The organism is Streptomyces sp. NPDC031225, assembly GCF_055570355.1.
This window is the reverse complement of the sequence record NZ_JBVIHJ010000030.1, coordinates 60,243-74,524: the sequence shown is the minus strand read 5'-3', so window position 1 is coordinate 74,524 and position 14,282 is coordinate 60,243. Positions and strand designations below refer to the sequence as shown.

Here is a 14,282-nt window from a genome sequence, read left to right as displayed (position 1 = left end):
CCAGCGCGCCACGCTGGGCCTAGGCTGAACGCATGAGCAAGCAGAGCGGACGCGGGCGCGTCGCCGGCCTTCCGGAATGGGACCGCTGCGCGGTCATGGGAGTCGTGAACGTCACCCCCGACTCCTTCTCCGACGGCGGCCGCTGGTTCGACACCACCGCCGCCGTCAAACACGGCCTCGCCCTCGTCGAGGAGGGCGCCGACCTCGTCGACGTCGGCGGCGAGTCCACCCGCCCCGGCGCCACCCGCGTCGACGAGGCCGAGGAGCTCCGGCGCGTCGTCCCCGTCGTCCGCGGCCTCGCCGCCGAAGGCGTCACCGTCTCCGTCGACACCATGCGCGCCTCCGTCGCCGCACAGGCCCTCGCCGCGGGCGCCGCCCTCGTCAACGACGTCAGCGGCGGCCTCGCCGACCCCGCGATGATCCCGGTCGTCGCCGACGCGGGCGCCCCCTTCGTCGTCATGCACTGGCGCGGCTTCCTGACCGGCGGCAACGCCAAGGGCGTCTACGCCGACGTCGTCGCCGAGGTCGTCGACGAACTCCACGCACGTGTGGACGCCGTCCTCGCGGGCGGCATCGCCCCCGACCGCGTGATCGTCGACCCGGGTCTCGGCTTCTCCAAGGACGCCGAACACGACCTGGTCCTCCTCTCCCACCTCGACCGCCTCCTGGGCCTCGGCCACCCCCTCCTCGTCGCCGCCTCCCGCAAGCGCTTCCTCGGCCGCGTCCTCGCCGGCCCTGGGGCCGCCCCACCGCCCGCACGCGAGCGGGACGCCGCCACAGCCGCCGTCTCCGCCCTCGCAGCGCACGCCGGCGCATGGGCCGTACGTGTGCACGAGGTCCGCGCGACCGCGGACGCCGTGCGGGTCGCCCGCGCCGTGGAAGGAGCCCGGTGAGCGCCCCCCACACCGACGTGGAACAGGTCGAAGCCGCCAACACGGCCTTCTACGAGGCACTGGAACGCGGCGACTTCGACGAACTGTCCTCGTTCTGGCTCACCCCGGCCGACCTGGGCGTCGACGAGGAGTACCACGACCCGGCCGACACCGGCGTGGTCTCCTGCGTCCACCCCGGCTGGCCCGTGCTGACCGGCCGCGGCGAGGTCCTCAGGTCGTACGCGCTGATCATGGCCAACACCGACTACATCCAGTTCTTCCTCACCGACGTCCACGTCTCCGTCACCGGCGACACCGCCCTGGTGACCTGCACGGAGAACATCCTCAGCGGCGGCCCCGCCCCTGAGGGCGACGAGGAACTCGGCCCCCTCGTCGGCCAGCTGGTGGTCGCCACGAACGTGTTCCGCCGCACTCCCGAGGGCTGGAAGATGTGGTCCCACCACGCCTCCCCGGTACTGGCCGAGAACGACGAGGACGGGGAGGACGAGGAAACCCCCTCCTGAACCCGTCAGGACCAAGAAGTGGTTGGGATCACGAACCCCCGGGTATGGGCCGCTACCAACCCGTGAGCCGCCGGGTTCCCCAGGGGAAACACATGATGAAACCCCCTGGCCCCGGCACGGCCCGGCGCCCCCGTGGCCCGGTTCTGTCAGTGCTCGCAGGTAGATTCGATCGAGGCCGGTGTGCCGCCCGCACGTGGCACGAACCGGCCGTCACCGACGACTGCAGGAGTGATTCGCGTGGATCGTGTCGCGCTGCGCGGCCTGAAGGCCCGCGGGCACCACGGTGTGTTCCCCAAGGAGCGCGAGGAGGGCCAGACCTTCATCGTGGACATCGTCCTGGGGCTGGACACCCGGCCCGCCGCCGCCACCGACGATCTGACGAAGACCGTGCACTACGGCATCGTGGCGGAAGAGGTCGTGGCCGTCGTCGAGGGCGAGCCCGTCAACCTCATCGAGACGCTCGCCGAGCGCATCGCCCAAGCCTGTCTGAAACACCACGGGGTAGAGGAAGTCGAGGTCCGGGTCCACAAACCCGACGCACCGATCACCGTGCCGTTCGACGACGTGACCGTCACCATCACCCGGAGCCGAGTATGACCGCGTCCTTCACCGCGGGTCACAGCGACCCGACCGTACAGCCGGTACCCGCCGCCGTCGTGCAGCAGGTGGACGCCGCCGACACCACCCTCCACAACCCGCAGCGGGCCGTGATCTCCCTGGGCTCCAACCTCGGCAACCGCCTGGAGACCCTCCAGGGCGCCATCGACGCCCTGGAGGACACGCCCGGCGTCCGCGTCAAGGCGGTCTCCCCGGTCTACGAGACGGAGCCATGGGGCGTGCCGGCCGACAGCCAGCCCTCGTACTTCAACGCGGTCGTGGTCCTGAAGACCACACTTCCCCCCGCCTCCCTGCTGGAGCGGGCCCACGCCGTCGAAGAGGCCTTCAACCGGGTGCGGGACGAGCGCTGGGGCCCGCGCACCCTCGACGTCGACATCGTCACGTACGCCGACGTGGTCTCCGACGACCCGGTCCTCACCCTGCCCCACCCCCGCGCCCACGAGCGCGCCTTCGTCCTCGCGCCCTGGCGCGATCTGGAGCCCGAGGCCCAGCTGCCCGGCCGCGGTCCGGTCACCGAACTCCTCGACACTGTCACCCAGGACGGTGTCGAAGCACGCAAGGACCTGGAACTCCGGCTGCCCGAATAGCCGTTAAGGTCAAGACGGCCACAGTTAGTGGGACGACGGGGGAGCTGAAGGGGCACCGTGAGAGAGCTGCGCATCAGGCTGCTGGCCGGCGTGTTCGCCGTGGCCGGGGCCCTGTCCTGGGCGGGCGCCCGCCTGTGGAACGCGATCGGGACCCTGCCCAGCGTCCCGCTGGCCGCCCCCATCGTCCTCGCCCTGATCGCCGTGGTCCTCACGGCCACGGCGCTCTCCATCCGCGGCCGCCTCAAGGCGCAGCGTGATCGCGATCCCGAGGCGAAGGGCGTCGACCCCCTGATGGCGGCCCGCGCCGTCGTCTTCGGCCAGGCCAGCGCGCTGGTCGCCGCCCTCGTCTCCGGCATGTACGGCGGCGCCGGCGTCTTCCTCCTGGAATCCCTCGACATCCCCGCCCGCCGCGACCAGGCCATCTACGCCGGCTTCTCGGTCCTCGCCGGCATCGCGGTGATAGCGGCGGCCATCTTCCTGGAGCGCGTGTGCAAGCTCCCGGAGGACGACGACCGGAACACCGGAGCCCCGTCAACGGCCTGACGCTCACCCGGACCGACAGGCCCGGTGGCCGTCGGCGATCAGGTCAGCGCGCCAGTATCAGGCTCATCGCCTCGGCCCGGGTCGTGGCGTCCCGAAGCTGACCCCGCACCGCCGATGTCGTGGTCTTGGCACCGGGCTTGCGAATGCCACGCACGGACATGCACATGTGCTCGGCCTCGATGACGACGATCGCGCCACGGGCCTCCAGGATCCGCATCAGGGAGTCCGCGATCTGCGTGGTGAGTCGTTCCTGCACCTGCGGCCGACGGGCGAACACGTCGACGAGGCGCGCGAGCTTCGACAAGCCCGTGATCTTGCCCGTCTCAGCCGGGATGTACCCGACGTGAGCTACGCCATGAAAGGGCAGCAGATGGTGCTCGCACAAAGACATGATCTCAATGTCCTTCACCAGCACCATCTCGTCGTGCCCCAGATCGAACGTGGTCGTCAGGACGTCCTCGGGCTGCTGCCGGAGTCCGGCCAGAATCTCCCGGTACGCCCGCGCCACCCGGGCCGGCGTGTCCCTCAGCCCCTCTCGGTCCGGGTCCTCCCCGACCGCGATCAGCAGCTCACGCACGGCGCTCTCGGCGCGCTTCTCGTCGAACTCGCCGATGGAGCCCTCGCCGTCCAGCGTCACGGGGTCGGTCATCTGGTGCCTCGTTCCTAGAAGTCCCTCACGGCCGAAAAACGCCGCGCCCCCCAGGCTAAAACCTGGGGGGCGGGGCATCCATTCCGGACCCGGTGAGGTCACCGGGGCGGGACGGGTGAGCGTCAGCTCTCGGGACGGTCCTCGGGAACCGCTTCGGTGGCCGGCTCGGACGCGGTGGCCTTGGCGGTGGTGATCGCCGGGGTCGCGCCGTTGGCGCCGTTCGTCAGTGCGAGCTCCTTGGGAGAGAGCACCGGCGGACGGGTCGAGGGGGTGCGGCGGGAGGAGCCGGTCCAGGCCGGCCGCGGGGGACGCTTCACGATGGGAGCGAAGACCTCGGCGATCTGCTCCTTGTTCAGCGTCTCCTTCTCCAGCAGCTGGAGGACCAGCTGGTCGAGGACGTCGCGGTTCTCGACCAGGATCTCCCAGGCCTCGTTGTGCGCGGTCTCGATCAGCTTCTTGACCTCTTCGTCGACCAGCGCGGCGACCTCTTCCGAGTAGTCACGCGGGTGCGACATCTCGCGGCCCAGGAACGGCTCGGTGTTGTCGCCACCGAACTTGATGGCCCCGAGACGCTCGGTCATGCCGTACTGGGTGACCATCGCGCGGGCCGTTGCCGTGGCCTTCTCGATGTCGTTCGCGGCGCCGGTGGTCGGGTCGTGGAAGACCAGTTCCTCGGCAGCGCGGCCGCCCAGCATGTAGGCGAGCTGGTCGAGCATCTCGTTGCGCGTGGTCGAGTACTTGTCCTCGTCCGGCAGGACCATGGTGTAGCCAAGGGCACGGCCTCGGGAGAGGATCGTGATCTTGTGCACCGGGTCGGAGTTCGGGGAGGCCGCCGCGACCAGGGCGTGTCCGCCCTCGTGGTACGCGGTGATCTTCTTTTCCTTGTCCGACATGATCCGGGTCCGCTTCTGCGGGCCCGCCACGACGCGGTCGATCGCCTCGTCCAGCATGTGGTTGTCGATGAGCTTCTTGTTGCTGCGCGCCGTGAGGAGCGCCGCTTCGTTCAGCACGTTCGACAGGTCCGCGCCGGTGAAGCCCGGGGTGCGGCGGGCGACGGCCGAGAGGTCGACGTCCGGAGCGACCGGCTTGCCCTTCTGGTGGACCTTGAGGATCTCCAGACGGCCCTGCATGTCCGGGCGGTCGACCGCGATCTGGCGGTCGAAGCGGCCGGGGCGCAGGAGGGCCGGGTCGAGGATGTCGGGCCGGTTCGTCGCGGCGATGAGGATCACGCCGCCCTTGACGTCGAAGCCGTCCATCTCGACGAGCAGCTGGTTGAGGGTCTGCTCGCGCTCGTCGTGGCCGCCGCCGAGGCCGGCGCCGCGGTGGCGTCCGACCGCGTCGATCTCGTCGACGAAGACGATCGCCGGGGCGTTCGCCTTGGCCTGCTCGAAGAGGTCACGCACTCGGGAGGCACCGACACCGACGAACATCTCGACGAAGTCGGATCCGGAGATCGAGTAGAAGGGGACACCGGCCTCGCCCGCGACAGCGCGCGCGAGCAGGGTCTTACCGGTGCCGGGAGGGCCGTACAGCAGTACGCCCTTGGGGATCTTGGCCCCGACCGCCTGGAACTTGGCGGGTTCCTGGAGGAACTCCTTGATCTCCTGGAGCTCCTCGACGGCCTCGTCCGAGCCGGCGACGTCCGAGAACGTCGTCTTCGGGGTGTCCTTGGTGATGAGTTTCGCCTTGGACTTCCCGAAGTTCATGACCCGGGAGCCGCCGCCCTGCATCTGGTTCATCAGGAACAGGAAGACGACCACGATGAGGACGAAGGGGAGAAGGGAGAGCAGGATCCCGACGAAGGCGTTCTGCTTCGTCGGCGAGACGGTGTACCCGTCGGGGATCTGCTTGTCCTGGAACTTGTTCTGGAGAATGCCGGCGATGGTCACGCCTTGGTCGCCGATGTAGCTCGCCTGGATCTTCGAGCTGCCGTCGACCTTTTCGCCGTCCTTGAGCTCGACCTTGATGGTCTGCTCGTCGCCGGTGGTCAGCTTGGCTTGTTCGACCTTGTTGTCATTGATCGCCTGGACGACCTGGCCGGTGTCCACCGTCTTGTAGCCGCCGGACGAGCCGACGACCTGCATCAACACGACCACGGCAAGGACGGCCAGCACGATCCACATGACCGGCCCACGGAAGTATCGCTTCACGTCCATCCATACGGAGCGGAGCCCGCCCCGTCCCTCCTGCCATAGTGAGTTTGATAAGACAGTTCTTCTGACGGTACCCCAGCATTGTCGCGCGAAGCCGCACGGGAGGGCTGGCAGGCCCGTCTGCTTGCTCCAACGGCGCGAGGGCCGCTGGGGTTCCCGATCGTCCTACTAAGACGGCTCTGTTGGCTCAGCGGTCGCTGCAGCCACGCTCAGCCGCCGTAGACGTGGGGCGCGAGCGTACCGACGAACGGGAGGTTGCGGTACTTCTCGGCGTAGTCGAGGCCGTAGCCCACGACGAACTCGTTGGGGATGTCGAAACCGACCCACTCCACGTCGATGGCGACCTTGGCCGCGTCGGGCTTGCGCAGCAGGGTGCACACCTTGAGCGTCTCGGGTTCCCGGGAGCCCAGGTTGGACAGCAGCCAGGACAGCGTCAGGCCTGAGTCGATGATGTCCTCGACGATCAGGACGTGCTTGCCCTTGATGTCGGTGTCGAGGTCCTTGAGGATCCGCACCACGCCGGAGGACTGGGTGCCCGCGCCGTAGGAGGACACGGCCATCCAGTCCATGGTGACGGGGGTGGACAGTGCCCGGGCGAGGTCCGCCATGACCATCACCGCGCCCTTGAGGACGCCGACGATCAGCAGGTCCTTGCCCGCGTACTCCGCGTCGATCTTCGCGGCGAGCTCGATGAGCTTCGCGTCGATCTCTTCCTTGGTGATGAGTACCTCTTTGAGGTCGGCACCCATGTCTTTCGCGTCCACCCGCATCACTTTCGGTCGTCCCACCAGCTGTCCCGCTCCCGGGGAGGGAGGCCGAGGAGTCAGCCTTGCCGAATCACCAGTCTGCCACCCTGCCGCTGGGCGACGACCTTGCCGGGGAGATTGATGGCCCCCTGGCCGCGCCAGCCGGTGATCAGGCGGTCGATTTCCTCGATGTGGCGAGCGAACAGCGAGCCGGCCGGGGCGCCCGCCTCGATGGCCGCCTGGCGCAGGATGCGGCGGCGTACGGCGGGCGGCAGGGCGTAGAGCTTGGCGCACTCCAGGAGGCCGGCGGTGTCGCGTACGGAGGCCTCGGCCTGGCGGGCCCAGGTGTCGAGGGCGTCGGCGTCGTCGCGGGAGAGCTGGGCGGTGCGGGCGAGCGCTTCCACGACTCCTTTGCCGAGCGCCTTCTCCAGGGCGGGCAGGCCCTCTTGGCGCAGTCGGGAGCGGGTGTACGCCGGGTCGGCGTTGTGCGGGTCGTCCCAGACGGGCAGGGACTGGACCATGCAGGCCTTGCGGGCGGTCTGCCGGTCGAGTTCGAGGAAGGGGCGGCGGTAGCGGCGGGCGGCGCCGGGTCCGCCGGACACGGCGGCCATGCCGGACAGGGAGCGGATGCCGGAGCCGCGGGCGAGGCCGAGGAGGACGGTCTCGGCCTGGTCGTCGCGGGTGTGGCCGAGGAGGACGGCGCGCGCGCCGTGGCGTTCGGCGGCGGCGTCGAGGGCGGTGTAGCGGGCGTCGCGGGCGGCGGCTTCGGGGCCGCCTTCGCGGCCGACGGTGACGGTGGCGGCTTCGACGGGGTCCAGGCCGAGTTCGCGCAGTCGCAGGACGACTTCCTGGGCGCGGAGGTCGGAGCCGGGCTGGAGACCGTGGTCGACGGTGATGCCGCCGGCGCGGATGCCGAGTTTGGGGGCCTCGAAGGCGAGGGCGGAGGCGAGGGCCATGGAGTCGGCGCCGCCGGAGCAGGCCACGAGCACGAGCGGCGAGGGCGGGCGCTCGTGCGGGGTGTTGCCCGGCGCGGGGGGCTGTTCGGCTGTGCGACCGTGCGCGGCGGTGCCGCTGCTCGCGTAACTGCCGGTGCGGCTGGCTTCGTTGAGGAGGTCGTGGAGGACGCGGCGGACCGCCAGGCGTATCGCCGCGACCGCAGGATGGGGACCCATGTCCGGTTCCCTTCATGAAGTTTTCGGGGGGTGAATCCGAGCTCGGTCACTCAGAGTGTGTAGATGGTGACAGAGACGGGCCGTTCCCCGAGCATTGCACGCCTACCCAGGGCTCACGGTCCCTCGGACGGGTGATTGAAGGGGCGTTCGCCTGCCGTCGGCCGGATTCCTCTCACGCCTTTCCGCGCGGGGTTCACGACTCGGTCCTGCGGTGCACCCGTGTGACCCAGTCCGCGGGTTTGGCGATCTCCGACTTGGTCGGGAGGGTGTTGGGGGAGGTCCACACGCGGTTGAAGCCGTCCATGCCGACCTGGTCGACGACGGCTCGCACGAAGCGCTCGCCGTCGCGGTACTGCCGGAGTTTGGCGTCCAGGCCGAGGAGTTTGCGCAGGGCCATGTCGAGGCGGGAGGCGCCCTTGGCCCGGCGTTGCTGGAACTTCTCGCGGATCTCGGCGACGCTCGGGACGACGGCCGGGCCCACCCCGTCCATGACGAAGTCGGCGTGGCCCTCCAGGAGGGACATCACGGCGGTGAGGCGGCCGAGGATCTCCCGCTGGGCGGGGGTCTGGACGATCTCGACGAGGGAGCGTCCGCCGTCGTCCTCCTCGCCCTCGGGGCGTCCGCCTGCGAGCGACTGGGCGGCTTCCCGGATGCGTTCCAGGACGGTCATGGGGTCGACCTCGGTCTCCCCCAGGAACGACTGGATTTCGCCCTCAAGGTGATCACGCAGCCAGGGCACGGCGGTGAACTGGGTGCGGTGGGTCTCTTCGTGGAGGCAGACCCAGAGGCGGAAGTCGTGGGGCTGGACGTCGAGTTCGCGTTCCACGTGGACGATGTTGGGGGCGACCAGGAGGAGTCGGCCGCCGCCGTTCTCGCCTGCCGGGAGTTCGCGGGTGGCGGGGGCGAAGGTCTCGTACTGGCCGAGCACGCGGGACGACAGGAACGACAGGAGCATGCCCAGTTCGACGCCTGTGACCTTGCCGCCGACGGCGCCGAGGACCGCGCCGCCGGGGGTGCTGCCACGCCGTTCCTGCATCTTCTCCAGGAGCGGCTTGAGGATCTCCCGGAACCCCGCGACGTTCGCCCGGACCCAGCCGGGGCGGTCGACGACGAGTACGGGAGTGTCGTGGATGTCTTCCGTGCCCATCCGGGTGAAGCCGCGGACGTGTTCCTCCGCCGCCTTGGCGTGCCGGCGCAGTTCCGCGACGACGGCCCGGGCCTCGTCGCGACTCACCTCTGGGCCCGGCCGTGCGAGTCGGGTCGCGGTCGCCACCGCGAGATTCCAGTCGACCATCTCGGCACCACCGATGCTCGTCATGCGTCAACCGTACGTGAGCGGCCCCGCTTCGGGCAGGCCGCTCGGGTGGGCAAAGCCGGGCTCCGGCCGCGCGGCCCGGAGCGGGGTCAGCCGCAGCCGCAGGCCGCCAGCGCCGTCGCGGTGCGGTCCAGGGCGCTCTGTGCGGCGGCGGGGTTCGTCGTGTCGGAGGCGAGGAACGCGAAGGCGAGCAGCCGGCCGTCCTGGTCGACGACGGTTCCCGCAAGGGTGTTGACCCCGGTCAGGGTGCCGGTCTTGGCGCGTACGACGCCTGCCGCGCCGTCGGTGTACCGGCTGGTGAGGGTGCCGGTGAAGCCGGCGACGGGCAGGCCGGTGAGGACGGGGCGGAGTTCGGGGTGGGCGGGGTCGCCGGCCTTCACGAGCAGGGAGGTCAGCAGGTTCGCGGTGAGCCGGTCGTCCCGGTCGAGGCCGCTGCCGTCGTGGAAGTCGGCGCCGGACAGCGGGAGTCCGAGCTTTTTCAGCTGGGCGCGGATGGCGTTGCCGCCGCCCTGGAAGTCGGCGCGCTGCCCGGCGGCGACGGCGGTCTGGCGGGCGAGGGCTTCGGCGATGTCGTTGTCGCTGTTGGTCAGCATGCGTTCGACCAGGGCGGACAGGGGCGGCGAGGAGACCTCGGCGAGGGTCTCGGCGCGGCCGGTGGCCTTGGAGGGGCCGGGGGCGGTCGTTCTGATGCCGTCGTCCGACAGGAGCCGGGCGAAGGTGCGGGTCGCGTCCTTGGCGGGGTCCGTCGTGCGCGGGGCCGGACCGCTGGCGGTGTCGTCGGTGCGGGCCTCGTCCGCCATCAGGGCGCTGACGGGGGCGAGGTTGTCGTTGACCCCGATCGGGTGGATTTCGGAGCCCGCGTAGAGGGTCTTGTCGTAGGAGAGCGTGACCGTCGTGATGTGCCGCTTCTTCAGGGCCGCGGCGGTGTCCCGGGCGAGTGCGCGCAGGCTCGCCCAGCCGTCGGTGTCGTCGCGGGCGGTGAGGGTGGGGTCGCCGCCGCCGACGAGGACGAGTTCCCGGGTGTCGGGTTCCAGGGCCGCGCGTGTGGTGAGGCGGTGGTCGGCGCCGAGGGCGGAGAGGACGGCGACGGCGGTGGCGATCTTCGTGGTGGAGGCGGGGGTGAGGGCTGTGCCGGCGCCCGTGCCATAGAGCTGCCGGCCGGTGGCGACGTCGACGACGGCCGCGGTGTGGCGGGCGCCGAGGGCCGTGTTGCCGAGGAGCGGGCCGAGGACGTCGGCGAGGGCATTTCCGGTGGGGGCGGACTTCACGTAGTTGCCGGCGGCGCCGAGTCCGACGAGTACGGATGCGGCGCTGGGGGCGGGGCGAGGCGTGTCTGCGGCCGTACCGGGATCATCTCCGTGATCTGCGCCACCCGTCTGCTCCAGTGCGGCGGCCCGGTCCCGCTCGGCCGTACGCTGACCCGAGGAGTCCCAGGGACCGGCGACGGTCGCCACGGTGGCGGCCAGCGCCAGTCCGGCGGTGGCGGCGCCCGCGGTGTAGCGCCAGGTCCTGACGGTCTTCGGTCCGGAGATCCTGGTAAGCCGTGTGACCTGCGGTTTCACGGCGGCCACGGTCCGCGCGAGCTGCGGCCGCACGGCGTCCGTGGCCCGGGTGAGTCCTGGACGTACGGCGCCCGCGGCGCGTGCCAGACGCGGTCGTACGGCGTTCGCGGCCCGCGTCACATGCGGTCTCGCGGCCCGCCAAGGCCTCAGTTCAGGCACGACCAACAGCCCCTTTCGCGATCACACTCCGGCGTGAGGGACACTTAACCACCAGAACTATGTGCTGATCATGGAGGAGTCACCGGTGGAGTTCGACGTCACGATCGAGATCCCGAAGGGTTCGCGGAACAAGTACGAGGTGGACCACGAGACCGGTCGTATCCGTCTGGACCGTCGACTCTTCACCTCGACCGCCTACCCGACCGACTACGGCTTCGTCGAGAACACCCTCGGCGAGGACGGCGACCCGCTGGACGCGCTGGTCATCCTCGACGAGCCGACGTTCCCGGGCTGCCTCATCAAGTGCCGTGCGATCGGCATGTTCCGGATGACGGACGAGGCGGGCGGCGACGACAAGCTGCTGTGCGTGCCGGCGACGGACCCGCGCCAGGAGCACCTGCGCGACATCCACCACGTCTCCGAGTTCGACCGCCTGGAGATCCAGCACTTCTTCGAGGTCTACAAGGACCTGGAGCCCGGCAAGTCCGTCGAGGGCGCCGACTGGGTCGGCCGTACCGACGCCGAGGCCGAGATCGAGCGGTCCTACAAGCGCTTCAAGGACACGGGCGGCCACTGAGCACTCTGCTCCTGACGGGCCGCACGCGCACGCGTGCGGCCCGTCGGCATGCCCGCGCATACTGAGGTCAACGGAATGTGTCGTTCAGGGAGCGTTACGGAGTGACGGAGGCGGAGTACCGCAAGCCGCAGTCGGACGAGGTCAGGGGTCTGTACGACTCCGAGATCACGTCCGAGTTCGCCCTTCCCGAAGGGCTCGCCGTGCCGAGAGCCGTCGGCGGTGAGCCGGAGACCACGTCCGAGTTCGCGGTGCCGAAGGGGCTGGGTGTCCCACAGGCGCCGGCTGCGGAGTCGGAGGGGTCGGCGTTCAGCGTGCCGCGGACGTACAGCGCGAAGGACGCGCCGCCCGCGTTCACCCCGCCGACCGGCATCCCTGTGGTGAGTCTCACCAAGGACCTGCCCTGGCAGGACCGGATGCGCACGATGCTGCGGATGCCGGTGGCCGAGCGGCCCGCACCGGAGCCGGTCGCCAAGACGGAGGACGAGACCGGTCCTGCCGTGCCGCGCGTGCTCGACATGACCCTGCGTATCGGCGAGCTGCTCCTTGCGGGCGGTGAGGGCGCGGAGGACGTCGAGGCGGCGATGTTCGCCGTGTGCCGGTCCTTCGGGCTGGACCGCTGCGAGCCGAACGTCACGTTCACCCTGCTGTCGATCTCGTACCAGCCGTCGCTGGTGGAGGACCCGGTCACGGCGTCCAGGACGGTGCGGCGGCGCGGCACCGACTACACGCGTCTGGCGGCCGTCTTCCAGCTGGTGGACGACCTCAGCGACCCCGAGGCGGCCATCTCCCTGGAGGAGGCCTACCGGCGGCTCGCCGAGATCCGGCGCAACCGGCACCCGTATCCGACCTGGGTGCTGACCGCGGCGAGCGGGCTGCTGGCGGCCGCCGCGTCCGTGCTCGTCGGCGGTGACCTGGTGGTGTTCGTCGCGGCGATGCTGGGCGCCATGCTCGGTGACCGGCTGGCGTGGCTGTGCGCGGGGCGGGGGCTGCCGGAGTTCTACCAGTTCACGGTCGCCGCGATGCCGCCCGCCGCGATCGGGATCGCGCTGACGCTGGCCCACGTCGACGTGAAGGCGTCCGCGGTCGTCACCGGTGGGCTGTTCGCGCTGCTGCCGGGGCGGGCGCTGGTGGCGGGCGTCCAGGACGGGCTGACCGGGTTCTACATCACCGCGTCGGCCCGGCTGCTGGAGGTCATGTACTTCTTCGTGGGCATCGTCGTGGGCGTGCTGGTGATGCTCTACGTGGGAGTGCAGCTGGGGGCGCATCTCAACCCGGACGAGGCGCTGTCGACGGAATCGCGGCCGCTGTGGCAGATCGCGGCCTCGATGCTGCTGTCGTTGACGTTCGCGGTGCTGCTCCAGCAGGAACGATCCACCGTGCTGGCCGTCACCCTGAACGGTGGCGTCGCCTGGTGTGTGTACGGCGCGATGCACTACACCGGCGAGTTCTCACCGGTCGCCTCCACGGCCGTCGCGGCGGGCCTGGTGGGGCTGTTCGGACAGTTGCTGTCCCGGTACCGGTTCGCGTCCGCCCTGCCGTACACGACGGCGGCGATCGGGCCGCTGCTGCCGGGCTCCGCCACGTACTTCGGGCTGTTGTCGATCGCCCAGAGCCACGTCGACGAGGGGCTGGTCTCGCTGTCGAAGGCGGCGGCACTGGCCATGGCGATCGCCATCGGGGTCAACCTGGGGTCGGAGATCTCCCGGCTGTTCCTGACGGTGGGCTCCGCGGGGAAGCGCCGGGCCGCCAAGAGGACGCGCGGGTTCTGACCGGCAGGCCCCGCGCCCCTGGGGCGGTTCAGTACCCCTGGTTGTTGTAAGGGTTCTGCTCGTTCTGCTGGCCGTAGTTCTGCGGGTACTGCTGCGCGTACGGCTGCTGAGGCTGCTGTTGCTGGGGGTACGGCTGCTGTTGCTGGGGCTGCTGCCCGTACGGCTGTCGCTGGGGCTGCTGCGTGTAGGGCTGCTGTTGCTGGTTCTGCTGGCCGTAGTACTGGTCGTAGCCGTTCTGCTGCTGGGGGGGCTGCGGCTGCTGGGGGTACGGCTGCTGCTGGTCGTCGGACGGGATGCGGCGGAGCTGCGTCGTCGCGTCGTCCATGGGCTGGTACGGCTGCTGGGCCGGGCCCTGCGCCGCCGCCCGATTCTTCTTTCCGCGCTCGCGGAGGTACTCGATGAGGATCGGGACCACCGAGACCAGGACGATCAGGACGAGGATGGCCTCGACGTTGTTCTTGATGGCGTCGATCTGGCCGAGCCAGTAGCCGGCCAGGGTGATGCCGGTGCCCCAGGCCACGCCGCCGATGACGTTGTACGTGAGGAAGGTGCGGTACTTCATCCGGCCCGCGCCCGCCACGATGGGGGCGAAGGTGCGCACGATCGGGACGAAGCGGGCCAGCACGATGGCCTTGGGGCCGAACTTCTCCATGAACTCGTGGGCCTTCTCCAGGTTCTCCTGTTTGAAGAGCTTGGAGTTGGGGCGGCTGAAGAGCCTCGGACCGAAGAACTTGCCGATCATGTAACCGACTTGGTCACCGAGGACGGCGGCCAGCACGATGAGCGTGCACACGAGCCACAGGGGCTGGCTGATGTACTGCCCCTGCGCGACGAACAGACCAGCCGTGAACAGCAGGGAGTCGCCGGGCAGGAACGCGAACAGCCCCGACTCGGCGAAGACGATCAGCAGGATGCCGGGCAGGCTGAAGGTCTGGATCAGATAGTCGGGACTGATCCACTCGGGGCCGAGCGCGAGCGTGGTCACGGGATTGTGGCTCCTGCGGGGTGGGTCGGGCGGGGCTGGCTGCCCAAACTA

Annotated in this window: 14 protein-coding genes; 7 read left to right on the top strand and 7 right to left on the bottom strand. The window is 70.2% G+C overall.

Annotation, left to right across the window (positions count from 1 at the left end; translation table 11 throughout):
* The first annotated feature begins 32 nt into the window (after positions 1-32).
* The 5 genes from folP to ACZ48Z_RS38080 all read left to right on the top strand — a co-directional run bounded on the left by folP (position 33) and on the right by ACZ48Z_RS38080 (position 3,144).
* The gene (folP, locus tag ACZ48Z_RS38100; protein WP_468740482.1) at positions 33-893 is read left to right on the top strand and encodes a dihydropteroate synthase; all 861 of its coding nucleotides are present in this window, start codon (positions 33-35) and stop codon (positions 891-893) included.
* Positions 890-1,396: a nuclear transport factor 2 family protein gene (locus ACZ48Z_RS38095; RefSeq protein WP_468740481.1), complete on the top strand. Its 507-nt coding sequence runs from the start codon at positions 890-892 to the stop codon at positions 1,394-1,396. Before folP ends, ACZ48Z_RS38095 begins: the two co-directional genes overlap by 4 nt.
* 237 nt (positions 1,397-1,633) lie before the next feature.
* Positions 1,634-1,993, top strand: a complete 360-nt coding sequence (gene folB, locus ACZ48Z_RS38090) for a dihydroneopterin aldolase (protein WP_328749232.1) — start codon at positions 1,634-1,636, stop codon at positions 1,991-1,993.
* A complete protein-coding gene (folK, locus tag ACZ48Z_RS38085) occupies positions 1,990-2,601 on the top strand; it encodes a 2-amino-4-hydroxy-6-hydroxymethyldihydropteridine diphosphokinase (RefSeq protein WP_468740480.1) in 612 nt (203 codons plus the stop codon). Before folB ends, folK begins: the two co-directional genes overlap by 4 nt.
* Positions 2,602-2,658: 57 nt before the next feature.
* Positions 2,659-3,144, top strand: a complete 486-nt coding sequence (locus tag ACZ48Z_RS38080) for a DUF3180 domain-containing protein (RefSeq protein WP_468740479.1) — start codon at positions 2,659-2,661, stop codon at positions 3,142-3,144.
* Positions 3,145-3,187: 43 nt separating this feature from the next.
* Here ACZ48Z_RS38080 and folE read toward each other — a convergent pair whose 3' ends face one another.
* From folE to dacB, 6 genes are all read right to left on the bottom strand, one after another.
* Positions 3,188-3,793, bottom strand: a complete 606-nt coding sequence (gene folE / locus ACZ48Z_RS38075) for a GTP cyclohydrolase I FolE (protein WP_468740478.1) — start codon at positions 3,791-3,793, stop codon at positions 3,188-3,190.
* A 122-nt stretch (positions 3,794-3,915) separates the two neighbouring features.
* A complete protein-coding gene (gene ftsH, locus ACZ48Z_RS38070; protein ID WP_468740477.1) occupies positions 3,916-5,949 on the bottom strand; it encodes an ATP-dependent zinc metalloprotease FtsH in 2,034 nt (677 codons plus the stop codon).
* A 206-nt stretch (positions 5,950-6,155) separates the two neighbouring features.
* Complete coding sequence (gene hpt, locus ACZ48Z_RS38065; protein WP_328753349.1) at positions 6,156-6,716, bottom strand: hypoxanthine phosphoribosyltransferase; 561 nt, start codon at positions 6,714-6,716, stop codon at positions 6,156-6,158.
* Between the two features lie 53 nt (positions 6,717-6,769).
* On the bottom strand, positions 6,770-7,864 hold the full coding sequence (gene tilS / locus ACZ48Z_RS38060) for a tRNA lysidine(34) synthetase TilS (protein ID WP_468740476.1): 1,095 nt from the start codon (positions 7,862-7,864) through the stop codon (positions 6,770-6,772).
* A 193-nt stretch (positions 7,865-8,057) separates the two neighbouring features.
* Positions 8,058-9,182, bottom strand: coding sequence for a zinc-dependent metalloprotease (locus ACZ48Z_RS38055; RefSeq protein ID WP_468740475.1), 1,125 nt, complete (start codon positions 9,180-9,182; stop codon positions 8,058-8,060).
* Positions 9,183-9,268: 86 nt separating this feature from the next.
* A complete protein-coding gene (dacB, locus tag ACZ48Z_RS38050) occupies positions 9,269-10,906 on the bottom strand; it encodes a D-alanyl-D-alanine carboxypeptidase/D-alanyl-D-alanine endopeptidase (protein ID WP_468740474.1) in 1,638 nt (545 codons plus the stop codon).
* Positions 10,907-10,985: 79 nt separating this feature from the next.
* Between dacB and ACZ48Z_RS38045 the strand changes: the two genes are divergently transcribed.
* Complete coding sequence (locus ACZ48Z_RS38045; protein WP_389102919.1) at positions 10,986-11,477, top strand: inorganic diphosphatase; 492 nt, start codon at positions 10,986-10,988, stop codon at positions 11,475-11,477.
* Positions 11,478-11,578: 101 nt separating this feature from the next.
* On the top strand, positions 11,579-13,246 hold the full coding sequence (locus ACZ48Z_RS38040) for a threonine/serine exporter family protein (protein ID WP_468740473.1): 1,668 nt from the start codon (positions 11,579-11,581) through the stop codon (positions 13,244-13,246).
* A gap of 28 nt (positions 13,247-13,274) precedes the next feature.
* Here ACZ48Z_RS38040 and ACZ48Z_RS38035 read toward each other — a convergent pair whose 3' ends face one another.
* Positions 13,275-14,231, bottom strand: coding sequence for a DedA family protein (locus ACZ48Z_RS38035; protein WP_468740472.1), 957 nt, complete (start codon positions 14,229-14,231; stop codon positions 13,275-13,277).
* Positions 14,232-14,282: the final 51 nt, after the last annotated feature.